The organism is Bartonella sp. AA78NXGY, assembly GCF_042197005.1.
GTDB lineage: Bacteria > Pseudomonadota > Alphaproteobacteria > Rhizobiales > Rhizobiaceae > Bartonella.
Map to the genome: position 1 here is coordinate 61,854 of NZ_JBHIRI010000007.1, position 24,567 is coordinate 86,420.

The window sequence follows — 24,567 nt, forward strand, 5'->3', positions numbered from 1 at the left end:
AACTAGCTTACTCCTTCATAAGCGTAAAGATAGTGGCGCTCAATAGATTTTATCTTATAAAGTTTTACCATTATACCATTCACGAGTGCCGGCACGAAATGGGCTTTGGAATATTGCGAGATGCCTCTTTTAAACAACCCCGCAAATATGCAACACAATGGCGTTCTATATTACGTAAGGGATATGCCCCTCTTAATCAAAAGCAACATTTTTTGAAATTTTTCCTATTATCGATATCTTATGAAAGAAATACTCCTAATATCTCTCGGTGCATCCAAGACAATCTCTCAATAATAATCGCGAAAAGTATAAATCCATTATCTACCACCATTTTTATGCTTATGAAGCGTGCAAAGGCATCATTATACACTTTGCCAATTCTCAATGTTGCGATAACCCTTGGCTATTGGAGAGTATTCTTTCAACACGTATTTTATTTCTTTCTTAAATAATTTTATCCACATGACCCGCCCCGCTTGGAACGTGCAAAAGAATGGTTTTGACTAATTTAACATAAAACAGATTTGAAATGAGAAAATTTTTATGACCCTGGACTTTCCCATTCAACATAAAAAATATAAATTATTATTTTAAATCAATATATTGAATTATATTTTCTTCTTATAACACATTAAAGAAGATGATTTTTCAATACCTGAACCAATGGTTTATCAGCATCAGGCATAGGGTATTTATCAAGATCATTAATAAAAACCCATTCTAAATTTTGGCCCTCTCGTCCTTGCGCAACGCCCTCATAATGGTCACAAAGATACAATGGCATTAAGAGATGAAATGTTTTATAGCTATGACTTGCAAATGTTAAAGGGTGTAAATTATTTGGTTGAACATAAATACCAAGCTCTTCCTCTAATTCACGAATCAATGATGCTTCCGGAGTTTCACCTTGCTCAACCTTGCCACCAGGGAACTCCCATAAACCAGCCAATGATTTTCCTTCAGGACGCTGTGTAAGCAAAACACGATTATTCTGATCTAACAGTGCACATGCAACAACAAGAAGAATGGAACTTTTCATACACATATCACTCCCCAATAGGGAACATAAAGATAACTGACTTTTCTATCATATCCCCTCTGCTCCTAAAAGAGCTCACATACCCCATTTGCTCTGAAAAATAATAAACTGTTAAATATAAAGTGCATCCATTAACTTCTGTAATCGCTATTGATCATAACGTACTCTTTTGTTAAATCGCAAGACCAAACCGTCGCCGTACTCTTACCCAAACCGATATCAACACGAATCGTGATGTGCTTACCTTGCATATAAGTACCTATTGTCTCTTCACAATACTCAGGATCTCGTACGCCATTCACGGCCACACGATGCTCACCAAACCAAATCGTCAATAGATCACGATCGACTTCAACACCGGCCTTCCCAACTGCCATAACGACCCGCCCCCAATTCGCATCTTCACCGGCAATAGCCGTTTTTACGAGCGGTGAATTTGCAATTGATAAAGCAATAGTTTTAGCTGCATTATTTGTTGTAGCACCCACCACATTAACCTCAATTAAATGACGAGCACCTTCACCATCACAAACAACTTGTAGTGCAAGTTCATGCAGAAGTGCACTCAATTGTTTCACAAAAACCCCATAACGCGGATCAGATTTACTTGTAAGACATGGAAAATGTTCTTTTCCTGTCGCAAACAACATAAGCGTATCTGAAGTTGAGGTATCGCTATCAACAGTAATTGAATTGAAAGAACCCTCAACTGCCTCTGATAACATGGATTGGAGTGCATCCGAAGAAATGGTAGCATCACTAACCACAAATGACAGCATTGTCGCCATATCGGGTGCAATCATACCAGCACCTTTTGCAATTCCATTAATGGTAACACGCTCTCCCCCACAGTCAAAAGTGCGGGTCGCAAGTTTTGGAAATGTGTCCGTTGTCATTATGGCTTTTGCAGCTTCCAACCAATTTCCCTCTTCTGCTGTCTCTGTCATACTTGGTAAAAGATTGACAATACCCGATGCATCCATTGGCTCACCAATAACACCCGTAGAAGCTATAAAAATTTCATCTTCTCTAACCTTTAAAGCGTTCGCTGCTGCACAAATAATTGCATCGGTTGTGTGCTTTCCTTTGCTTCCTGTAAAAGCGTTTGCATTTCCAGAATTCACAACAACACCCCTCGCAACCCCATGAGGAAGCGATGCACGACAATGCTCTACAGGGGAAGATGGACATTTTGAACGGGTAAAAACACCGGCCACACTCACTGGCTTATCGAATATGATGAAAAGAAGATCTGTACGATCTTTATATTTAATCCCAGCTTCAGCTGTTGCTATCCGTACACCAGATAATGGAGAAAGCTCTTGGATCTTTTGAGGCGACAAAGGAGAGATTTTCAAAACCACAATATGCTTTCTATAAAAAAATGAAATGATTGCAGATCAATAACCTCTCATAGAAAACTGCTAGGCTTTTTGAACAAAACTAACCTAGAAAATTATCTATAAAAGAGGCTATCTACTTATTTTTACTAGCTATTCCGTATCTTCTTCATCAGATGTCTCATCGGGAAGTAGCGTCCCATTTTGATGAAGCGATTCCATGATTTTTGTAACATTAGGATCAGGGTATTTCACATCTATCTTGCTACGCAAATCAACAATCAGTTCTTGATAGCGCTTTTTTATCAGCTGTGTCCGCAACATCTCTTTAACATCATCAAATGCAGGCGGTTGTTTTACACGACGATCTTCTAATTTAATAATATGCCAACCAAAAGGACTTTCAACGGGTTGTTTTGTGTATTCGCCAACTTTCAAACCAAATGCGGCATCTTCAAAAGGCTTGACCATTTGACCATGGCTAAAATAACCAAGATCACCCCCAACGGCAGCAGAACCATCTGTTGAACTTTTCTTTGCAATCTCTTCAAAATTTTCGCCTTTATTTAAATGCTTAATGATAGCTTCTGCTTCTTTTCTCGTTTTGACCAAAATATGACGCGCTTTAACCTCATCCTCTTTAGGTAAAGCAGCAACTTCTTGCTTATAAAGAGCTTCCAAATCAGTATCCGATATTTTATCAACAATCGCCTGTTTAAAATAAAGCTGTTGAAGAACATTGTCACGCATGACTGCCATACGTTTATCGTAAGCTTCTGTCTTATCAAGACCTTTGCTTCTTGCTGCTTTTGCGAGGGCCTGCATATCTAAATAAGCTTTTAGAACCATCATACGGCGTTGTTCATCAGGAAAACGTGCTAAATTAGGATTTATTTCAAGCGCTAAATCATCCAATTGGCCTGCTGTAATATTTTTCCCATCAATAACCGCCATAACATGAGAAGGAGAAACGGCTTTTTCAGAAGCTTTCTCTAAAGTCTTTAAATCACTCGACGATGAATTCAAACCTTCTTGAGCACTCACCCCTAAACTTGTACTTGCCAATAAAGTTGATGCTAAAAAAAGCGTGATAAAGTTAAATTTCATAAATATACTCCTTAAAAATGAAGGCAGGTTCAAGATTCCAATTTTCTTTACCATAACACTTTAATCTTTAAACATAGAGAAATAAATTAGTAATTTTATTTAAAAAAAGTATAAAATTATCCTTTTATCTCAGTTTCTCCAATCCTATCTAATGCAGATGAAAAACATGATAATAGAGAAAAATGACATATTGTATCTTAAATTACTTTGTATTGTATCAGTTAAATAGCATACTTAAAGTTGACATAAAGCGCTTAGCCTCTTATCTCTACTTTACAATTAGAGTGAAAAATTGCACACCAGCAAGTATAATGGTACCATCTGCATTTCATGATGTCACTAATGATATCAGATAATTTGAAGAAAATGTAGAGTATGGGGAGAGCGTATGAATTACCCAACAAGAGTGACAACAATTAAAAGAAAGGGCCAGAGATGGTCAGTTTAGGTGTTTTTGCCCGTAAGTTTTTTGGTTCAGCTCATGAGCGACATCTCAAAGCACTCCGCCAAAAAGTTGCACAAATTAATGCTTTGGAAGAACAATTCGTAAAATTAAGTGATGAGCAGCTTTGCCAAAAAACAGATGCCTTTCGTAAACGTCTTAGTGAAGGTGAGAGTGTTGATTTGCTCTTAGCAGAAGCTTTCGCGACTGTTCGTGAAGCCGCAAAACGTGTTTATGACATGCGTCCTTTTGACGTGCAACTTATTGGTGGAATGGTCCTTCACGACTGCGGCATAGCTGAAATGCGTACTGGTGAAGGTAAAACATTAATGGCAACTCTACCAATTTATCTCAATGCATTGGAAGGTAAAGGCGTTCATGTTGTGACAGTAAACGATTATCTCGCCAGTCGTGATGCTGAAACAATGGGGAAAATTTTTAGTTTTCTAGGGCTTACAACAGGCGTGATTCTTCATGATCTTGATAGTGATGCCCGCCGAGAAGCCTATGCATGCGACATCACCTATGCCACAAATAATGAACTAGGTTTTGATTATTTGCGTGATAATATGGCTTTCGATCATAGTCAAATGGTCCAACGTGGACATCATTACGCAATTGTTGATGAAGTTGATTCGATTCTTATTGATGAAGCCCGTACCCCCCTTATTATTTCTGGTCCTCTAGAAGATCGTACTGACTTCTATAACCTTATTGATACATTTATTCCTGCCTTAACTCCAGAAGACTATGAAATAGACGAAAAACAAAAAACAACGACCTTTACCGAAGTTGGTACTGAAAAAATTGAAAAAATGCTCGAACAAGCTGGGCATCTTAAAGGTGAGAGTCTTTATGACATAGAAAATGTCGCTATCGTTCATCATGTCAATAATGCTCTAAAAGCTCATAAACTCTTTGCTCGCGATAAAGATTATATTGTTCGCAATGATGAAATCGTTATTATTGACGAATTTACAGGGCGAATGATGCCTGGGCGGCGTTATTCTGAAGGACTTCACCAAGCGTTAGAAGCTAAAGAGCATGTTGCTATTCAACCAGAAAACCAGACACTTGCTTCCATCACTTTCCAAAATTACTTCCGTATGTATAGAAAATTATCTGGCATGACTGGAACTGCAACAACAGAAGCCGAAGAATTCAGAAATATTTATGGTCTTGACGTTGTCGAAATCCCTACAAATTTGCCAATACAACGTATTGATGAAGATGATGAGATTTATCGAACAGCAGAAGAGAAATATCGGGCAATTGTGCGTGATATCCGTCAAGCTCACGAAAAAGAACAGCCTATTCTTGTTGGAACAACCTCTATTGAAAAGTCAGAACAATTGGCAGAGCGTTTGCGAAAAGAAGGCATTACCGATTTTAGAGTCTTAAATGCTCGCTATCACGAACAAGAAGCATATATCATTGCGCAAGCAGGAGTTCCTAGAGCTCTCACCATTGCAACCAACATGGCAGGACGCGGTACGGATATACAGCTTGGTGGTAATGTTGAAATGCGCATCCGACAAGAGTTACAGGATATCCCAGAAGGTCCAGAGCGGACAGCTAAAATTGAAGAAATAAAAAAAGATGTTCAGAAGCTTAAAGAAAAAGCTTTAGCGGCTGGAGGGCTTTACGTTATCGCTACTGAACGTCATGAAAGCCGTCGTATTGATAACCAACTTCGTGGACGTTCTGGTCGCCAAGGCGATCCTGGTCGCTCAAAATTCTTTCTCTCTCTTCAAGATGATCTTATGCGTATCTTTGGCTCTAACCGTATGGATGGTATGCTGCAAAAACTTGGATTGAAAGAAAATGAAGCTATTATCCATCCATGGATTAATAAAGCCCTTGAAAAAGCACAAAAAAAGGTTGAAGCACGAAACTTTGAAATTCGTAAAAATCTGCTAAAATATGATGATGTCATGAATGATCAACGCAAGGTTATTTTTGAACAGCGTATGGAGGTCATGAACGCAGATGATTTATCAGAAATGATCCTTGAAATGCGCAATGAAGTCGTAGAGGATCTCGTAGAGGCTTATATTCCTTCAGGGACATATTCTGAAAAATGGGATGCAAAAACTCTTGAAGAAGAGCTTCAACAACTCTTTAATCTTGAGCTTCCAGTGGAAGAATGGGCAAAAGAAGATGGAATTGCCGAGGAGCAAATTCTAGAGCGTGTATCAGATGCTGTTACAAAACTTGAAAATGAGCGTACTGAACGATATTCTCCAGAAGTTATGGCTTATTTTCACAAAGCAGTATTGCTCGAAACTATTGACACGTTATGGCGTGAACATCTGGTGAGTTTAGACCATTTGCGTTCTGTTGTTGGTTTTCGTGGTTATGCGCAGCGGGATCCGCTCAATGAATATAAGACAGAATCATTTGAACTCTTTCAAAGTATGTTGAGAAATTTGCGCCGAATTGTCACTTCTAAGCTTATGCGCTTTGAAATCATTCAACACCCCACAGAACCGACCATGCCTGAGCAAACTGATGCTGCTTCTTCTGTCTTTAATGATCAAAGTCAAGAAAATGCTCCCACCTTATGGGCACGATCACAAGAAAATAGATTTGTTAATCCACAAGATCGTGACCCTAACGATATAACCACATGGGGAAAAGTTGGACGTAATGAGCGTTGTCCTTGCGGTTCAGAGAAAAAATACAAACACTGTCATGGAGCCTTTGTTTGAAAAGCAAACTATGGAAATGAATAAAAAGCGAAATTATGAGCAAGAATTGCGCACCGCTGGTTTAAGAGTAACACGTCAACGACGAGTTATTCTTGATATTTTGACTGATACAAATGATCATCCTAATGCATTTGAAATTTTTCAGCGTGCAAACAAAATAGATTCGAATATTTCACTCTCAACTGTTTATCGAACCATGAAAATATTAGAAGGAAATGGAACAATTCATCGCCATAGCTTTAGTGGTGGTCCATCTCGTTTTGAGCAAGCAGATGGGCAACATCATGATCATCTCATTGATATAGAAACAGGACAAGTCATCGAGTTTCATTCTGATGTTATTGAAAAGCTACAAGAGGAAATTGCAAAATCTCTTGGCTATGATATTATTCATCACCGCCTTGAACTTTACGGAAAAAAAAACTCTTAAAAAAGTAATCATATATCATTAGATAAAATACCTCAGGCAAATCAAATTTTATAAAAATTTACCTTTAAAATATAATAGTTTTCATTGGCAAAAAAAAAGAATTGCTTTATTACCCCTCTTTGTATGATGCTATACGGTAATTCATTGCCAATATTATAACAAACAATCATTGCAACAAAATATTATAAAAATTGTATTATGAAAAATTAGGCCAATATTATCATGGTTTCCTTGCCACAAGATCGTATGAGACAGCTTGAAAAGCGCTTTGAAATAATTGAAAGCCAAATGACGACGAATCCAAATGCTGAAACATATGTCAAATTAGCTTCTGAATATGCAGAACTACAACCCGTTATTGCCTCTATACGCGCATTAAATGCTCTTTACGAAGAGATTCCAGAATTAGAAACGATTATCAACGATAAACAAACAGATATAGAGATGCGTAATCTTGCCCAGGAAGAGCTACCATCGTTATATAAAAAAGTAGAGCAATTTGAAAAAGAACTCCAGATTCTGCTTTTGCCTAAAGATGTTGCTGATGAAAAAAACGCTATTGTTGAAATTCGAGCAGGAACGGGTGGCTCAGAAGCAGCACTTTTTTCCGGTGATCTTTTCCGCATGTATGAACGTTATGCCCATGCTCACAATTGGAAAGTAGAAGTTATTTCACTCAGTGAGGGGGAAGTTGGCGGATATAAAGAGATTATTGCTACCATTTCAGGAAAAGGTGTCTTTTCTAAATTGAAATATGAATCAGGGGTTCATCGTGTGCAACGCATCCCTGAAACAGAGACAGGTGGACGTATCCATACATCTGCTGCTACCGTTGCTGTGCTTCCAGAAGCTGAAGATATTGATATTGATATTCGTCCTGAAGATATTCGTATCGACACAATGCGTGCATCTGGAGCAGGAGGACAGCATGTTAATACAACGGATTCAGCTGTTCGTATCACGCATATTCCAACAGGAATTATGGTCGTACAAGCAGAAAAATCACAACATCAAAACCGAGCACGAGCCCTTCAAATTTTACGGGCACGCTTATTCGATATCGAACGACAAAAAGCGGAAAGTGAACGTTCAGCTTCTCGTAAAAGCCAAGTTGGTTCTGGTGATCGCTCAGAACGTATTCGTACCTATAATTTTCCACAAGGACGCGTCACGGATCACCGTATTAATCTAACCTTGTATAAGCTTGATCGCATTCTAGAGGGAGATCTTGATGAGCTTCTTCATGCACTCATCTCAGATCACCAAACAGCACTCCTGATGGAAATGGACAATAATTGAACAAATATTCTTTCAAAAATGTCATCCAACAAACTCAAGAAAAATTGCGCACGAAAGGAATTGCTGAAGCCAATCTCGATGCGAAAATACTCATTGAATGGATAACAGGAATAAATGCTGCTGAAAGAATTTCTCAACCAGATATACCTCTATCTTCTGAGCACATTACACAAATAGAACAGGCTGTCCAACGGCGGATTGCAGGTGAACCCGTCTACCGTATTATAGGAGAACGAGAATTTTATGGCATATCCTTCGCTTTATCTCAAGAGACGTTAGAACCCCGTCCTGATACAGAAACGTTGATAGATCTTGTTCTCCCTTTCCTCAAAAAATATGTCGAAAATTCGAGAAAAATAACACTCCTTGATATGGGGACAGGAAGTGGCGCCATTGCCATTGCCATTCTTAAACAAATTCCACAATCCTATGCAGTCGCTGTCGATATTTCTGAAGATGCCCTTAAAACAGCGACAAAAAATGCAAAAAATGCTGAAGTAATACATCGCTTCACACCTCTTCTTAGCGATTGGTTTGATTCTGTCACTGGTCGCTTTGATTTTATTGTTTCCAATCCACCTTATATTCCCGCAAAAGATATCAAAAAACTTGCAAAAGAAGTGCGCTTACATGATCCATTGCGCGCTCTTATCGGTGGAAAAGATGGTCTTGATTTTTATCGAAAGCTCGCCCATGAAGCAGCCAACTACTTAAAAGAAAACGGCACTATCGCTGTTGAAATTGGTTACTCTCAAGAAAAAGAAGTATGCAATTTGTTTGAAACAAATGGCTTTCAATGTTTAGAAATGCGCAAAGACCTCAGTGGAATACCCCGCGCACTTCTATTTGCATGCAAACATTAAAATTCCCAATCATCATCCGTAGTAGCAACCGCCTTGCCAATGACATAAGAAGAACCTGCCCCTGAAAAAAAGTCATGATTTTCGTCAGAGTTTGGTGATAAAGCTGCCAAAATAGCGGGATTAACACGACAAACCTCAGGGGGGAAAAGAGCTTCAAAACCTAAATTCATTAAAGCCTTGTTAGCGTTATAATGAAGAAAAATTTTAACATCTTCTGTCAATCCAAGCGCATCATAAAGATCTTCAGTATATTTGCACTCGATGTTATAAAGATCAAAGAGCAGGTTAAAAGCAAAATCTTTAATTTCTTGTCTTTTGGCTTCATCAAGCTTTGCAAAGCCCAATTGGAATTTATAACCTATATAATAACCATGGACTGCTTCATCACGAATGATTAGTCGAATAAGATCTGCTGTATTGGTCAACTTAGCGCGACTGGCCCAATACATGGGCAAATAAAAACCAGAATAAAATAAAAAGCTTTCCAGCAAAGTCGAAGCAATTTTTTTCTTAAGTGGATCATTTGCTTCATAACGCTCAAGTACTAATCTAGCCTTTTTCTGCAAATGAATATTTTCTTCTGACCATCTAAACGCATCATCAACTTCTACCGTCGAACAAAGGGTTGAAAAAATAGAGGAATAAGAACGTGCATGAACCGCTTCCATGAAGGCAATATTCGTCAAAACTGCCTCCTCATGCTCTGTTATCGCATCAGCCAGAAGCGAAATGGCTCCTACAGTGTTTTGAATTGTATCAAGAAGCGTTAGTCCTGTAAAAACACGAATCGTTAGCTTGCGTTCTTCATCCGTTAAGCTTGACCATGAGGGAATGTCATTGGAAAGTGGAACCTTCTCAGGTAACCAAAAATTCCCAGTTAAGCGGTTCCATACTTCAAGATCTTTCTCATCATGTAATCTATTCCAATTAACAGCGCACACAACAGGATTTTTGGTTGTAATCTTTGTCATATGATGATCTCCTATAAACTGCACGAAACACAGCCATCAACTTCTGTTCCACTTAATGCTACTTGCCGTAATCGTACATAGTAAATACTCTTGATACCCTTTTTCCAAGCATAAATTTGTGCGCGGTTAATATCACGTGTGGTCGCTGTATCAGGAAAAAATAATGTTAATGAAAGACCTTGATCAACATGCTGTGTTGCAGCAGCATAGGTATCTATAATTTTTTCAGGACCAATCTCATAAGCATCTTGGTAAAAATTCAAATTCGTATTATTCATATAAGGAGCGGGATAATAAACGCGCCCAATTTTTCCTTCTTTGCGAATTTCAATTTTTGAAGCAATTGGATGAATGGAAGAAGTGGCATGATTAATATAGGAAATAGATCCCGTAGGTGGAACTGCCTGCAAATTGCGGTTATAAAGCCCATACTCAATAACTAATTTTTTGAGTTCCTGCCAATCCTTTTGATCTGGAATAACAATATTATTCCGTGCAAAAAGCTCTTGCACAAGCGGAAATTGCGGTTTCCATTCTTTTTCAATATATTTTTCGAAAAAACGTCCATCTGCATAAGCTGATTTTTCAAACCCTGCAAACATTTCTTGACGTTCGTGCGCAATTAAATTGGAAGCCCGTATGGCGTGATATGTCACAATATAAAAATAGATATTGGTAAAATCAATCGCTTCTGGAGACCCATAATAGATCTGCTCACGCGCTAGAAACCCATGCAAATTCATTTGTCCCAAACCAATCGCATGACTTTCAGCATTGCCTTTCGCAATGGAAGGCACACAATCAATATTGCTCATATCCGAAACAGCAGTCAGAGCGCGAACAGCAGATTCCACGGTCTGTCCAAAATCAGGACTTTCCATTGCTTTGGCAATATTCATGGATCCAAGATTACAGGATATATCACTTCCAATCGTGCGATAAGTTAAATCTGTCTCCAGTTCACTCGCCTCACTCACCTGCAAAATTTCTGAACATAAATTGCTCATACTTATGCGCCCAGCTATCGGATTCGATCGATTAGCAGTATCCTCAAATAAAATATAGGGATAACCCGACTCGAATTGTATTTCCGCTAATGTCTGGAAAAAAACGCGTGCACTTATTTTCTTTTTACGAATCTTTGCATTATCAACAAAAGAACGATAATGCTCCGTTAAAGAAATATCGCTAAAGGGCTTACCTGTCACACGCTCGATGTCATACGATGAGAAGAGATACATATCCTCATTATTCCGTGCAAGCTCAAAAGTAATATCAGGAATAACGACACCAAGCGAAAGCGTTTTAATTCTAACTTTTTCATCAGCATTTTCACGCTTTGTATCCAAAAACTTCATAATATCTAAATGATGAGCATGCAAATAAACAGCTCCAGCCCCCTGTCGTGCCCCAAGCTGATTGGCGTAAGAAAAAGAATCTTCCAAGAGTTTCATCACCGGTAAAACACCTGAGGACTGATTTTCTATTTGCTTAATTGGCGCCCCTGCTTCCCGCAAATTCGTTAAACAAAGCGCCACACCTCCACCACGTTTTGAAAGCTGCAAAGCCGAATTAACCGAACGACCTATCGATTCCATATTATCTTCAACACGTAGCAAAAAACACGAAACCAATTCACCTCGTTGTTTTTTCCCAGCATTTAAAAATGTTGGTGTTGCCGGTTGAAAACGTCCTGTAATAATTTCATCCACAAAACTTTCAGCAAGAGCTTTATTCCCTTGTGCCAAATATAAAGCTACAAGACAAACGCGATCTTCATAACGTTCAAGATAACGTTTCCCATCAAAAGTCTTCAGTGTATAGCTGGTATAATACTTAAATGCGCCTAAAAAGGTAGGAAAACGAAATTTAAATGCATAAGCACGTTTAAAAAGCTTTTTAATAAAAGAAAAATCATAAAGCTCAAATAAAGCTTTTTCATAATAACCTTCCTCTATTAAGTAATCTACTTTTTCCTTCAGGTTATGAAAAAAAACTGTATTTTGATTAACATGCTGAAGAAAATATTGCCGCGCAGCAAGCCGATCCATATCAAATTGAATATGACCATTTTCATCATAAAGATTAAGCATTGCATTCAACGCATGATAATCAGTAATCTGATCCGATTTCTGCGATTGTCCTATACCAATTGTTTCCAAAATCTTTCCAATCCCTTTTTTACATAAATAACGTCTTCATCAGTTCCACGCAGCTCAAAACGATAAAGGCAAGGTACACAACATTTTTCAGCAATAATTTTACTTGCTAGATTATAATAGCGACCAAAATTACGATTCCCACCGCCAATAACACCACAAATTAATTTTCGGTTCTCAGCTTCATTAAGAAACTGGACAACGGCTTTCGGCACGGCCCCTCTTCCTTCACCATCTGCATATGTAGGAACAACCAATACATAAGGTTCACCAACCAATGCAGAAGGCTTTCTTTTATCAATTTTGAAGAGTCTTTGCCCAAGCTGCGAGACAAAATGTTCTGTATTACCCGTTGCACTCGAATAATAAACAATAAGCCCCATTAAGCACAAAGACCACTAATCATATCTGGTCTAAAACCAGACCAATGATTTTCACCACAAACAACGACAGGAACCTGACGATACCCCAGAGATTGAACAAAACTGTATGCTTGTTCATCACAGGAAATATCAACAACACGATAATGAATGCCTTTTGCATCAAAAGCGCGGCGTGTAGCATCACATTGGACACAAGATGGTTTGCTATAAATAGTGATCGACATTTTCTTCAACTTTCACAATTCCAAACAATCAACCCTGAAAGGTCAATCTAATAATTTTATAGGTACTCAAGAATAACAAAAAATAGAAATTGTACGCAAAACATGTGGTTATTTTCAAATAATACACAGCTTCCTGAACATAACAGAATTCCTCATCAAATAACTTCAAAAACTATGATGAGAATAAGCGATTATTCTACAACTTAAATGGCAAAGCCCCCTAGTTATAAAACAATCTTTTGCTTGCATTACAATTCCCTCCTGCTGTCTAAAAAACTAATGTTCTAAACTACCGTTTTTCAAGAGCTCTGTTTGCTCTTTTACGGCAAAAATCAATTACAAAAACGAAAGGAAATCCTTCCAAAAGAGACCCTTCAGTAAAAATACTGCTATACCTTTGGCCAATAAACTCTTTACAATAATGGAAATAACTTAGATACCAAACGAAACACACTAACACCCTCTCTTGTGCTTATTTAGAATCACCAATCATTTTGATACTATATATAGTATATACTCTCTCTCTTTCGTCAAGGTGAATTCAATTATTATTTTTAATTTTCCACGATCTTCCCACTAAAATTTTCAGTACTCAAAACTATGTAATAATATAACATTTTGTTGACAAACGTTATATTATTACATAGTTTCCAAAATAATAAGTAACGATGGTAAAAAATATGGATCTGTACTTCAATAAGACAACATTAGGCTATAGGAATAGAATAGCAATAAAGAACTTTTCAGCAAAGTTAAAAGCTGGTTCATTGGTTGCAATAACAGGTGATAATGGCGCTGGAAAATCGACACTGCTAAAAGCCATCGCCGGATTGATTAAACCTCTTAAAGGAAAAATTACAAAACCAAAAAAAAGCCGCATTGCTTATCTTGCTCAGCAATGTGATGTGGATAAAACATTTCCAATTGATGTGAAAACGCTTGTAAAAACAGGACTGTGGTCTTTTTGTGGATTATGGAAGAATCAGCGCCCTTATGATTCTAAGATTCAAAATGCTCTTAAAATGGTTGGGCTTACAGAACTCGCACCCCGTTCGCTTGAAACATTATCAGGCGGGCAATTACAACGCGCTCTTTTTGCACGTATCATTGTACAAGATGCCAATATTATTTTACTTGATGAACCTTTCAATGGTGTAGATCATAATACCCAAAAAGACCTTCTTGCTCTGATCACATACTGGCAACAGCAAGGACGCACAATTCTCACAGCACTCCATAACCCTCTCATCGTGCAAGAATTTTTCCCCCAAATGATTCAAATTGATCAACAAAACGCCTTTTATGGAGAAACAACACAGTTTTTAAACAACACCCTTCATCACGTTATGCCACCTCTTACATCCAATTCTTTCCCTATTAGCGCACAAAAACAAAATCTTCTCATCAATGATCCTCTCTTTCTTAGGTTATAAGACGTGTATGCATTTTTTCTTGCCCCCTTTGTTGATTTCCAATTTATGCAAAACGCCCTTATCGGTTCTATTTTTCTGTCTATTAGCGCTTGTCCTGTTGGTGTGTTTTTGATGCTCCGAGGAATGAGCTTGACAGGAGATGCTATCTCTCATGCCATTCTTCCTGGTGTTGCAATTGCTTTTCTGATTTGTGGTTTTTCCCTCATATCTATGACACTTGGCGGTATCTTCGCTGGTCTTATTGTTGCTTTAGCAACCATTTTGATTTCACGAAACAGCTTTCAGAAAGAAGATGCATCCATGACCGTCTTTTATCTTATTGCACTCGCGGCAGGTGTTATTATTATCTCACTGAAAGACTCAACAATTGAGCTGCTTCATCTCTTATTCGGATCGGTTCTTGCACTTGATGCACAAGCCCTTTGGTTAATCACTACTATAATGCTGATCACACTCTGCAGCCTTTGTATTTTTTGGCGTGCACTCGTTTTAGAAAGCTTTGACCCCCTCTTTTTTAAATCACTCTCTCCATTGAGTAAATATATTCATATTTCATTGCTTGGACTTGTGGTGCTGAATCTGGTTGGAGGCTTTCAATCACTAGGAACATTACTTTCCGTTGGTATTATGATGATTCCAGCCATTACAGCCCGTTTTTGGTTTTCACGGCTAGGCCCTATTTGCGCGCTTTCCACTCTTTTTGGAATCATTTCTAGCGTATGTGGTCTCCTGCTTTCTTTTCATCTTTCACTTCCCTCCGGCCCTGCTATCATCATTGCCGCAGGATTTATTTATCTTGTTTCCTGTTTGATAAGTCCACGTGGCTTTATTGTAACATGGTTTCCCCACCTCTTTTATACCTCCTCACTTTAAGGAAAAAAATGTGCCTAAGTTTGCTCAAAAATTTGTTCTTCTTGGAGCTTTATTGCTTGCCCTTTCTCCATTTTCTGCTTCTGCACACAATAAAATCAAAGTTGTTGCGAGCTTTTCTATTCTTGCAGATCTCGTAAAAAATGTAGGAGACAACCATATCTCTATGACCACTTTTGTAGGTCCCAATGCGAATACCCACACTTATGAACCTACTCCCCATGATGCTCAGGCTCTTAGAAATGCTCAAATTATTTTCATCAACGGGCTTCATTTAGAGGGGTTCATTGACCGCCTCATTACAGCAAGTGGTACCAAAGCACTTCTTGTCGAAGTTAGCGCTAACATTCCCTCCCTCAAAATGAAAAATCAAGAACATAATGCCCATCACCACCACAGCGTTATTGATCCACACGCTTGGCAAACAATTCCCAATGTCAAAATCTATGTGAAGAATATCGCTGCTGCTTTTTGTAAAATCGATCCACAATCCTGTACCAGCTACAAAAAAAATGCCGAAACCTACATCCAAAAACTTGAAATAGCACAAAATACCCTGAAAACAAAAATTGCTACCATTCCTAAAGATAAACGTATCATTATCACATCTCATGATGCCTTTGGCTATTTTGCCAAGGAATATGGTTTTACTATCCTTGCCCCTCAAAGTGCTTCAACAGAAACTGAAGCAACCGCAGCCGATGTTGCTAAACTTATAAAACAAATTAAAGCGAATAAAGCAACTGCCCTATTCGTTGAAAATATTTCTAATCCCCGTCTCATAAAACAGATTGCAAAAGAAACAGGTTTAACAATTGGTGGAACACTTTATTCTGATGCATTGTCAAACAAAAATGGCCCTGCAGCAACTTATCTCGATATGATGGAACATAATGTAAATACCATCATTGATGCTATCACGAAACCTTAAAAAATCTTCTACGAAAGAGAGAAGAAAAAATTCATAAAATCATAGATCTATGATTATGTTACCAATGATACTCAATCCTCATGATTGGTGACAATGATATAAAACAAAGTTGATTTTACAGAAAAAATTTATACCCTATAGATGCTAAAATGGATCAAAGTTAAGATATAAGGTGCATAGTGCCATCATCTATGAATAATTTTCTCTCTCTATTTTTCTTATTCATTCTTTATAAGATACATAAATTATTACATCAGGAAATATATAATAATAGATTGTTTTTTATTGATAAAGTACCTTTCTAAATGAGAAGAAATATGGTTAATAAATGGTTATTATCTCTTGATGTTTTTCTACAATGAAAAGAACTTTATTATGTTTGATGTTTGAAAATAATATCCTTCTTATAGACCATAAAAGTGCAAGATTTCATTATATGAGTGTTTCGAATATTCTCAACATCATGTGACAATGGACCATTACCAAAACTTTTAAAATTTTATTTTTAATCTCATCGGTTATACTCTGATTTTGTGAATGTAATCGAGAAAGTCAAAACACAACATTATCATGACGCAGCATAAAAGAGAGTCGTATCACATCAATTAATGCTTACTTATTATTTGTGCGCTTTCCTGTGTTTTTATTAAAAGTATGAAAATTCTGATGAGCAACAGTGAAACTTAGTTTTTGACCATAGTCGTGTGTCAAGCGTTCTTTTATTTCAATCGTAAAGATGATACCATTCCAACGCGTTAAAACATGGCAACCTGTTCCAATAAGCTTGATAAGCTCAATTTTTGTGTGAAAGACAGGCCCTTTATCTGGATGTTCGCCCAATAAGATTATTTCAGGTCTGAATGCTAAAAGATCAGTTTCTTCACCATAAGAAAATGAATGCCCTAAATGTTGTTCTAAGACATAGCGATCAAGAAAATTCATAGGAGGAGAACCAATAAAATCAGCAACAAATGTTGTTGCTGGAGTATCGTAAATTTCCATTGGTGTTCCAATTTGCTCGATAGCTCCTTTATTCAAAACGACTATTCTATCAGCTAATGTCATAGCTTCTAGTTGATCATGGGTAACATAGAGGCTCGTTGTTCCTAATGAACGCTGTAGTGTTTTTATTTCAATACACATTTGCGCCCGTAATTTTGCATCAAGATTTGAAAGAGGTTCATCAAAGAGAAAAACACGGGGTTGACGTACAATCACACGCCCCATTGCAACACGCTGACGTTGTCCTCCTGATAATTGTCGTGGTTTACGATCAAGAAATGGTTCTATCTCCAAAAGCTTTGCAGCATGTGCGATACGTTTTTTAATTTCTTCTTTAGGAGTTTTACGATTTTTAAGACCATATTCTAAATTTCCACGAACTGTCATATGGGGATAAAGGGCATAATTTTGAAAAACCATAGCGATATCACGATCAGCTGGTTCACGATCATTGATACATTCGTTATCAATGCATAATTCACCTGAGGTAACTTGTTCAAGTCCTGCTATAATACGTAATAAGGTCGATTTTCCGCACCCTGAAGGACCGACAAGAACAAGAAGTTCTTTATCGGCAACAGTTAAGTTTAAATCATCAATGACCAGAATGCCGTTGTCATACTGTTTTTTTATATTTGATAACTGGATTATGGCCACAATTACTTCTCCGTTTCAATAAGGCCTTTGATAAAAAGCCGCTGCATGAAGATAACAACAAGAACAGGGGGAACCATGGCAACAACCGATACTGCCATGAGTATATTCCATTGAGGATCATGTTGAAGTGATTCGACAATAAGCTGTTTTAAAATAATAAGGATCGTTTGATGATTTTGATCCGTTGTGATGATAAGAGGCCAGAGATATTGTATCCATCCATAAATGAACATAATGATAAATAAAGCAGCAATATTGCTTTTACTAAGAGGAAGAAGAATATCCATAAAAAATTTAACTGGACCTGCACCATCAACACGTGCCGCCTCTAAGAGTTCATCTGGAACAGTCAAAAAAAACTGGCGAAATAAAAATGTAGCGGTCGCAGATGCAATAAGTGGAATAATCATTCCACTATAGGTGTTGACCATCCCCAATTTTGCAACAATCTCATAGGTTGGAAGAATACGAACTTCGACAGGGAGCATCAATGTAACAAAAATAAGAACAAAAGCAGTTTTTCGGAAGGGAAAGCGCATGTAAATAATTGCATAAGCAGACAAAAGTGAAATAATAATTTTTCCAACGCTAATCCCAAGAGCCATAATGAATGAATTCATTAAGAGTGGCCAGAGGTTGGGCAAACCCAGCTGTGCAAGGCCATCACCAAAGATTGTTTTATAATTTTCCAGAGCATATTTCCCAGGCAAAAGAGGAAGTGTTCCTGAGTTAAATGCTGCTGAACTATGAGTTGATGCAATGATAGCAACATAAACTGGAAAGCAAATAATGATAATACCAACAATGAGAATAATATGGGTTAGAAATTTCAAAACAGGGCGATTTTCAACCATAATTTGTTTCCTAATATTGTACACGGCGCTCAATCCAGCGAAACTGGATAAACGTTAAGACAATAACCATCAACATCAATATTGTTGATTGTGCTGCTGATGCACCGATTATTTGATTTCTAAAGCCATCGTCATATACTTTATAGACGAGGATGCTCGTTGCACGCGCAGGACCTCCAGAAGTTGTATTATCAATAATACCAAAAGTATCAAACATAACATAATTGACATTGACAATAAGAAGGAAAAACGTCGTTGGTGAAATTTGCGGGAAAACCACTGTCCAAAATCGTTTAAAGGGACCAGCACCATCAATGGCGGCTGCTTCTATTTGAGAACGCGGAACAGATTGAAGACCTGTAAGGAAAAAGAGAAAATTGTAAGAAATTTGTTTCCAACTAGCCGCAATGACAATAAGAATCATTGCTTGAGTGCCATTAATACGATAATTCCATAGCACCCCTATTTTCTCGAGAAAAAAAGGGATAATTCCGATGGTGGGATGAAAGATAAACAGCCACAATATACCTGCCAATACTGGAGCAACAGCATAGGGCCAGAGCAAAAGCATTGTATAAGCCTTTTTTGCACGGATGACACGATCAACACAGACAGCTAAGAGAAGTGATATTGTCATTGAAGCGACAGTAACTGAGATGGAAAATACTGCGGTTGTAAAAAGCGATTGCCGATAAGTAGGATCAGAAAGAACGGTTAGATAATTCTCAAAACCAATAAAGGTTGTTGTAAAGCCAAAAGGGTCTTCACGCTCAAAAGATGATTTTATTGCTTGAGCAGCAGGCCAAAAGAAAAACAAAAAAGTCACAAGAAGCTGAGGAAAAAGCAGTCCGTAAGAAAGTAGACTATTTTTAAAATATGCATGTTTTTCTTGCATTCATAGGGCTCTTTAAATGTAGAGACTTTAAAAAAGTAAACAAAAAGGACTCAACCGTTTTTGTTGAGTCTTTAATGTTTAACAATAAAACGAAATTAATGATTAGATCTTTCAAATTCACGCAAGAGTTTATTTCCACGTTCAACGGTCTCATCTAAACCATCTTTCGGCGTTTTTGAACCACTAAGAACAGCTTCCAACTCTTGATCAAGAATGGCACGAATTTGTGGTAAATTACCAAATCTTATCCCTTTTGAGTTAACTGTTGGTGGATTAAGATTAATCTGTTTGATAGCTATATCCGCACCTGGCGTTTTTTCATAGAAATGTTGTTTTTTGCTCAATTCATAAGTCGCTTTTGTGGTTGGGAGATAACCTGTTTCCTGATGCCATTTTGCTTGATTTTCTGTTTTTGAAAGAAATTTAAGAAAAGCGGCTGCCCCTGCATATTCCTTTGGAGTATGGCCCTTAAACGCCCAAATAGAAGCTCCCCCAATAACTGAATTTTGTGGTGCTCCTTCTGTATCCTTATAGTACGGTAGCATACCAACCCCCACATTAAACTGAGCTTCAGAAACAATTCCAGCATGTGATCCTGAAGATTGCATAAAAATTGCACAATTTTGTGCCATAAACATTGGTGTTGAATCTAATGCACCTGCTGGACCACCATAACGGAAAATACCTTGATCAGACCACTTTTTCAGGTCAGTCCACATACGCACTTGTAAAGGTCCATTAAATGTAAGTTCTGAATCAAGTCCTTTAAAGCCATTTTCCTTCGTTCCAAAAGGAACATTATGCAACGCTGAAAAATTTTCTATACCAATCCATTGAGCGGCATAAGCCATTGTAAAACCACAAGTTGCCGCTTTAGTCTCAAGAATTTTCTTGGAAAAGTTTTCTATATCTTGCCACGTTCTAGGAGGCTGTTCTGGATCAAGCCCTGCTTTTTTAAAGATATCTTTGTTATAATAAAGGATGGGTGTTGAAATATTAAATGGCATAGAGACGATACGTCCCTGTTCATCGGAGTAATAACCACTAATAGCAGGGAAATAATCTGTAGGATCAAATTCTTGTTTTGTATCAGCCATAAGTTGATAAAATGGGTAGATTGCACCTTTTGCAGCCATCATAGTTCCAGTACCAACGTCATAAATTTGAGCAAGTACTGGCTGTTTCTTTCCACGAAATGCTGCAATGAGTGAAATCAATCCCTCTTCATATTCACCGCGAAATGAAGAAACAACTTTATACTCAGATTGACTTGCATTAAAATCGTTAATGAGACTTTCAGTTTGCTTTCCTAATTCACCACTCATAGAATGCCAAAAGCTGATTTTTGTCTGTGCAAAACTTTCTGTCATCCCCGCTGTGGACATTATGATAGCAACCGTGGCCGCTATGGAAAGATAAAAACGACTCATGCTTCACCCTTTCTGAAGTGATGGAATACAAACTACCCCTAAATTTATAGTATTACACATGAACATGCTATGACAGTTTTATTTCAGAAACATATTCTCTCATTTAAACAGGAACCACCTAAAGGTCAAATGAATTTGTTTAAATTTATTTATTTTCTTTTATAAGCTTTCTTATGTATTCACGAAATACGCGTTTGTAACTATCTGAAAAAAGTGAGATGGCTTAAATAAGAAAAGTCACTTGGTAAAAAGATATAGATCGTAAATATCATTTCAATGACTATTTTAATATCTGGATTTACTTTTTTAAAAAGAATTGTTTATTCTTTTATTATTTGTCTTATAACTTTCGGCTTATAACTTTAACACGATGTTGCTACTGAATTTAAAGAAGAGACAAATAGAATTTTTTTAAAATTAAGAAAATCATTTTGAAGCGCTTAATAGTCTCTTTCCCTGTAACAAGATCACACCCCTCACGCAAAACAAAATGACACTGTATAACCAATTTCCATGCTGTTAAAAAATCTTTCAATACATCTACATTTCATGATAGCACCTATAAAATAAGCCCTAAAGCCTCTCCATTAAAGTATATAAGACTTTTTGTATGCCATCATTTTTACACTTCATAAAAGTGCAAAACGACATCATCATGTGCGATCCTAATGCTTCAACAAATCTTGCATTTAAAATACGTTAAATGAATATTTTTATTCTTTTCTCAATCATTTTTTATCCACACACCAACCCTGCTTGTAATGTGCAAACGAATGATTTTGATTGATTCATTGTAAAAATATTTGAAATAAGAGAATCTTACGTATTAAGGTCTCTTACTCACATGAATAAAATATTAATTATGATTATAAATCAATGTATTATTGTCGTATATTAGATAATTTTTCTTCTTTCATTACGCTAACTTTATGAAGATATATAGTTCCTTTTGTGTTGATGTATTTTTACCTTTGTGCACACAATTGCAATGCGAGATCAGGTTGATCTGTCGTAATATAATGTACAGGCATATCAAGCCAATATGATAACCGAGCTTTTCCATTAATTGTCCATACCCCTACAGTAAAACCAGCCACAAGAGCTGATTCAATAAAGTTCTGTGAAACAATAGAGCCATCTAAACTTAGATCAGAATAACCTAATTGCTTCCATTCAGAAAAATGACGGTACATATCACCTTCGAAATTATCAACACATGGACCAGATGGTATTCCTGCTTCAATAAAAGGACGAAGGATAAAAGGATCAAAACTAATAGCAGAAACCCGTTCTGATAAATTTCGGCTTTTTATTAGCGCAAGCGCTTTTTGGGATAATATTGTTTCGCGCTCCACTTCACCGCATGTCTTGATTTCAAGATGCAATGCAACATTCGTTGGTGCTAAAAGATCAAGCACTTCTTCTAATAAGGGAGGTGCTTCTTGGCTTCCTTTTACGCAGAGTTGTTTGCGTGTTTCATTATCAATGTCGTGAATATACCCCTTTTTTCCAACCAATTGGTCTAGACGGAAGTCGTGAAAGACAACCACTTCACCGCTTTTTAGCAAATGAACGTCGCATTCAACTTCATCAACACCTAACGCTATAGCATTATTAAATGCCGAAAGGGTATTTTCAGGATAAAGATGAGCTCCTCCACGGTGTGCAACAATTTTTTTCTCAGACATGCAAAATCCCACACTTCTCAATTTTAAACGATATTGACGTACAGATTGCCAGATAAAAGCTTATATCATATGAAAATACACAATCATTTTTAAATGATTTTTTCTACACTTTTCGAATATCAAACCCTCAGTCATATTTTATTCTGAAAAAGGCTTATCCTTCATTTCAATTATTCCCATTCAATGGTACCAGGAGGCTTTGAGGTTACATCATACACAACACGATTAATTCCTCTAACTTCATTAATAATACGTGCTGCTGTCTTACTTAAAAATGCCATATCATAAGGATAAAAATCAGCGGTCATTCCATCTACAGATGTGACGGCGCGAAGAGCACAAACAAATTCATAAGTGCGATCATCCCCCATAACACCAACAGTTTGAACTGGAAGAAGAACAGCAAAAGCTTGCCAAATTTCATCATAAAGTCCGGCCTTACGGATTTCCTCAAGATAAATAGCATCTGCTTCGCGTAAAATTTCTAATTTTTCACGTGTTACAGCACCTGGACACCGAATTGCAAGGCCGGGACCTGGAAAAGGATGGCGACCAATAAACTGCTCCGGTAGCCCTAACTCTCGCCCTAGCGAGCGAACCTCATCCTTAAAGAGTTCACGCAACGGTTCTACAAGTTTCATCTTCATCTGTTCTGGTAGTCCACCCACATTATGATGGCTTTTAATGGTTACCGTTTCACCAATAGCAGACACACTCTCAATGACATCTGGATAAAGTGTTCCTTGTGCTAAAAACTCTGCACCTCCTATTTTTTTCGTTTCTTCTTCAAAAACTTCAATAAAAAGGCGACCAATTGTTTTGCGTTTTTTTTCTGGATCTGTCTCACCTTTTAAAGCATTAAGAAACACATCAGCAGCATTAACGTGAATAAGCTCTATATTATAATGATCACGAAAGAGCGTGAGAACTTCTTCAGCTTCATTCTTGCGCATCAGCCCATGGTCTACCAAAATACATGTCAGTTGATCTCCTATGGCTTCATGAAGGAGTACCGCTACAACAGATGAATCCACTCCCCCTGAAAGACCACAAATCACACGACTTTTCCCAACTGTTTGTCGTATTGTCGCAATTGCCTGCTCACGATAAGAAGCCATTGACCAATTACCTTTAATAGCAGAGATCTTATGAACAAAATTTTGCAAAAGTTTTGTACCATCTGGTGTATGGATAACTTCAGGATGAAACTGTACCGCATAAAAATGCCTTTTCTCATCAGCAATAGCCGCATAGGGAGCACCTTTTGAGGTTCCTATGACACGAAAACCTTCCGGTAAAGCTGCCACACGGTCACCATGGCTCATCCATACTTGATAACGAGAACCTTTTTTCCACACTCCATCAAAAAGGGCACTCTCTTCTTGAACTTCCAAAAAAGCGCGCCCAAATTCACGCTCATGTCCAGCTTCAACCTTTCCTCCAAGCTGAATACACATGACTTGTTCACCATAGCAAATACCCAGAATCGGAACACCCGCCTCAAAAATTTCCATTGGAGCACGCGGAGAGCCCTCATCAATAACGGAATAAGGACTCCCTGATAAAATAATAGCTTTAGGATTTATGCGGCGCACAGCTTCTAAAGCCAATTGAAAAGGAGTAATTTCACAATACACTCCCATTGCTCGTACCCTTCGTGCAATAAGTTGTGTAACTTGTGAACCAAAGTCAATAATAAGAACAGTGTCTGGATGTGATATGCTCATAGAAAACCAATCAACAATTGTAAAAGAAAACTCATGAGAGTTATGATTCAATCTTTCTCTTTTCACAAGCCTGTTTTCTTAAGAAAAAGATTATTCTCGTAAAGTTTATGAT

20 protein-coding genes are annotated in these 24,567 nt (G+C 37.5%); 7 read left to right on the forward strand and 13 right to left on the reverse strand.

Annotated features, from left to right (window positions below; translation table 11 throughout):
• Positions 1 to 631: 631 nt before the first annotated feature.
• The 3 genes from mutT to ACFINL_RS05435 all read right to left on the reverse strand — a co-directional run bounded on the left by mutT (position 632) and on the right by ACFINL_RS05435 (position 3,486).
• The gene (gene mutT, locus ACFINL_RS05425; RefSeq protein WP_375627652.1) at positions 632 to 1,045 is read right to left on the reverse strand and encodes an 8-oxo-dGTP diphosphatase MutT; all 414 of its coding nucleotides are present in this window, start codon (positions 1,043 to 1,045) and stop codon (positions 632 to 634) included.
• A 125-nt stretch (positions 1,046 to 1,170) separates the two neighbouring features.
• A complete protein-coding gene (gene argJ / locus ACFINL_RS05430) occupies positions 1,171 to 2,403 on the reverse strand; it encodes a bifunctional glutamate N-acetyltransferase/amino-acid acetyltransferase ArgJ (protein WP_375613298.1) in 1,233 nt (410 codons plus the stop codon).
• Between the two features lie 129 nt (positions 2,404 to 2,532).
• The gene (locus ACFINL_RS05435) at positions 2,533 to 3,486 is read right to left on the reverse strand and encodes a peptidylprolyl isomerase (protein WP_375611828.1); all 954 of its coding nucleotides are present in this window, start codon (positions 3,484 to 3,486) and stop codon (positions 2,533 to 2,535) included.
• A gap of 435 nt (positions 3,487 to 3,921) precedes the next feature.
• Between ACFINL_RS05435 and secA the strand changes: the two genes are divergently transcribed.
• From secA to prmC, 4 genes are all read left to right on the forward strand, one after another.
• On the forward strand, positions 3,922 to 6,639 hold the full coding sequence (gene secA, locus ACFINL_RS05440; RefSeq protein ID WP_375650871.1) for a preprotein translocase subunit SecA: 2,718 nt from the start codon (positions 3,922 to 3,924) through the stop codon (positions 6,637 to 6,639).
• Positions 6,578 to 7,069 (forward strand): Fur family transcriptional regulator, encoded by a 492-nt coding sequence (locus ACFINL_RS05445; protein WP_375650875.1) that lies wholly within the window; start codon positions 6,578 to 6,580, stop codon positions 7,067 to 7,069. Before secA ends, ACFINL_RS05445 begins: the two co-directional genes overlap by 62 nt.
• A gap of 222 nt (positions 7,070 to 7,291) precedes the next feature.
• A complete protein-coding gene (gene prfA, locus ACFINL_RS05450) occupies positions 7,292 to 8,368 on the forward strand; it encodes a peptide chain release factor 1 (protein ID WP_375650880.1) in 1,077 nt (358 codons plus the stop codon).
• Positions 8,365 to 9,231 carry a peptide chain release factor N(5)-glutamine methyltransferase gene (prmC, locus tag ACFINL_RS05455; protein WP_375650884.1) on the forward strand — a complete coding sequence of 289 codons (867 nt, stop codon included), beginning with the start codon at positions 8,365 to 8,367 and terminating at the stop codon, positions 9,229 to 9,231. Before prfA ends, prmC begins: the two co-directional genes overlap by 4 nt.
• Here prmC and nrdF read toward each other — a convergent pair.
• Genes nrdF through nrdH form a run of 4 tightly spaced genes read right to left on the reverse strand, consistent with a single transcriptional unit; the run spans position 9,228 to position 12,968 of the window.
• Positions 9,228 to 10,202, reverse strand: coding sequence for a class 1b ribonucleoside-diphosphate reductase subunit beta (gene nrdF / locus ACFINL_RS05460; RefSeq protein ID WP_273722534.1), 975 nt, complete (start codon positions 10,200 to 10,202; stop codon positions 9,228 to 9,230). The genes prmC and nrdF overlap by 4 nt on opposite strands.
• Positions 10,203 to 10,213: 11 nt before the next feature.
• Entirely contained in the window at positions 10,214 to 12,364 is a 2,151-nt protein-coding gene (nrdE, locus tag ACFINL_RS05465) for a class 1b ribonucleoside-diphosphate reductase subunit alpha (RefSeq protein WP_375650889.1), read from the reverse strand.
• Positions 12,346 to 12,744 carry a class Ib ribonucleoside-diphosphate reductase assembly flavoprotein NrdI gene (gene nrdI / locus ACFINL_RS05470; protein WP_375613294.1) on the reverse strand — a complete coding sequence of 133 codons (399 nt, stop codon included), beginning with the start codon at positions 12,742 to 12,744 and terminating at the stop codon, positions 12,346 to 12,348. Before nrdI ends, nrdE begins: the two co-directional genes overlap by 19 nt.
• Entirely contained in the window at positions 12,744 to 12,968 is a 225-nt protein-coding gene (nrdH, locus tag ACFINL_RS05475; protein ID WP_005774163.1) for a glutaredoxin-like protein NrdH, read from the reverse strand. Before nrdH ends, nrdI begins: the two co-directional genes overlap by 1 nt.
• Before the next feature lie 680 nt (positions 12,969 to 13,648).
• Here nrdH and ACFINL_RS05480 point away from each other — a divergent pair.
• Genes ACFINL_RS05480 through ACFINL_RS05490 form a run of 3 tightly spaced genes read left to right on the forward strand, consistent with a single transcriptional unit; the run spans position 13,649 to position 16,202 of the window.
• Complete coding sequence (locus ACFINL_RS05480) at positions 13,649 to 14,401, forward strand: ABC transporter ATP-binding protein (RefSeq protein ID WP_375621179.1); 753 nt, start codon at positions 13,649 to 13,651, stop codon at positions 14,399 to 14,401.
• 3 nt (positions 14,402 to 14,404) lie between these two features.
• Positions 14,405 to 15,274 carry a metal ABC transporter permease gene (locus ACFINL_RS05485; RefSeq protein WP_375613292.1) on the forward strand — a complete coding sequence of 290 codons (870 nt, stop codon included), beginning with the start codon at positions 14,405 to 14,407 and terminating at the stop codon, positions 15,272 to 15,274.
• 10 nt (positions 15,275 to 15,284) lie between these two features.
• Positions 15,285 to 16,202: a metal ABC transporter solute-binding protein, Zn/Mn family gene (locus tag ACFINL_RS05490; RefSeq protein ID WP_375650893.1), complete on the forward strand. Its 918-nt coding sequence runs from the start codon at positions 15,285 to 15,287 to the stop codon at positions 16,200 to 16,202.
• A gap of 612 nt (positions 16,203 to 16,814) precedes the next feature.
• Here ACFINL_RS05490 and ACFINL_RS05495 read toward each other — a convergent pair.
• The 6 genes from ACFINL_RS05495 to guaA form a co-directional block, all read right to left on the reverse strand.
• Entirely contained in the window at positions 16,815 to 17,861 is a 1,047-nt protein-coding gene (locus ACFINL_RS05495) for a sn-glycerol-3-phosphate import ATP-binding protein UgpC (RefSeq protein ID WP_375613290.1), read from the reverse strand.
• Positions 17,862 to 17,863: 2 nt separating this feature from the next.
• Entirely contained in the window at positions 17,864 to 18,715 is an 852-nt protein-coding gene (ugpE, locus tag ACFINL_RS05500; RefSeq protein WP_375650897.1) for a sn-glycerol-3-phosphate ABC transporter permease UgpE, read from the reverse strand.
• 10 nt (positions 18,716 to 18,725) lie between these two features.
• Positions 18,726 to 19,610: a sn-glycerol-3-phosphate ABC transporter permease UgpA gene (gene ugpA, locus ACFINL_RS05505; protein ID WP_375627662.1), complete on the reverse strand. Its 885-nt coding sequence runs from the start codon at positions 19,608 to 19,610 to the stop codon at positions 18,726 to 18,728.
• Positions 19,611 to 19,705: 95 nt separating this feature from the next.
• Positions 19,706 to 21,040: a sn-glycerol-3-phosphate ABC transporter substrate-binding protein UgpB gene (gene ugpB / locus ACFINL_RS05510; RefSeq protein ID WP_375618067.1), complete on the reverse strand. Its 1,335-nt coding sequence runs from the start codon at positions 21,038 to 21,040 to the stop codon at positions 19,706 to 19,708.
• Between the two features lie 965 nt (positions 21,041 to 22,005).
• Positions 22,006 to 22,728, reverse strand: a complete 723-nt coding sequence (locus ACFINL_RS05515) for a glycerophosphodiester phosphodiesterase (protein WP_375650901.1) — start codon at positions 22,726 to 22,728, stop codon at positions 22,006 to 22,008.
• Positions 22,729 to 22,898: 170 nt separating this feature from the next.
• Positions 22,899 to 24,455, reverse strand: coding sequence for a glutamine-hydrolyzing GMP synthase (gene guaA / locus ACFINL_RS05520; RefSeq protein ID WP_375646410.1), 1,557 nt, complete (start codon positions 24,453 to 24,455; stop codon positions 22,899 to 22,901).
• Positions 24,456 to 24,567 lie beyond the last annotated feature (112 nt).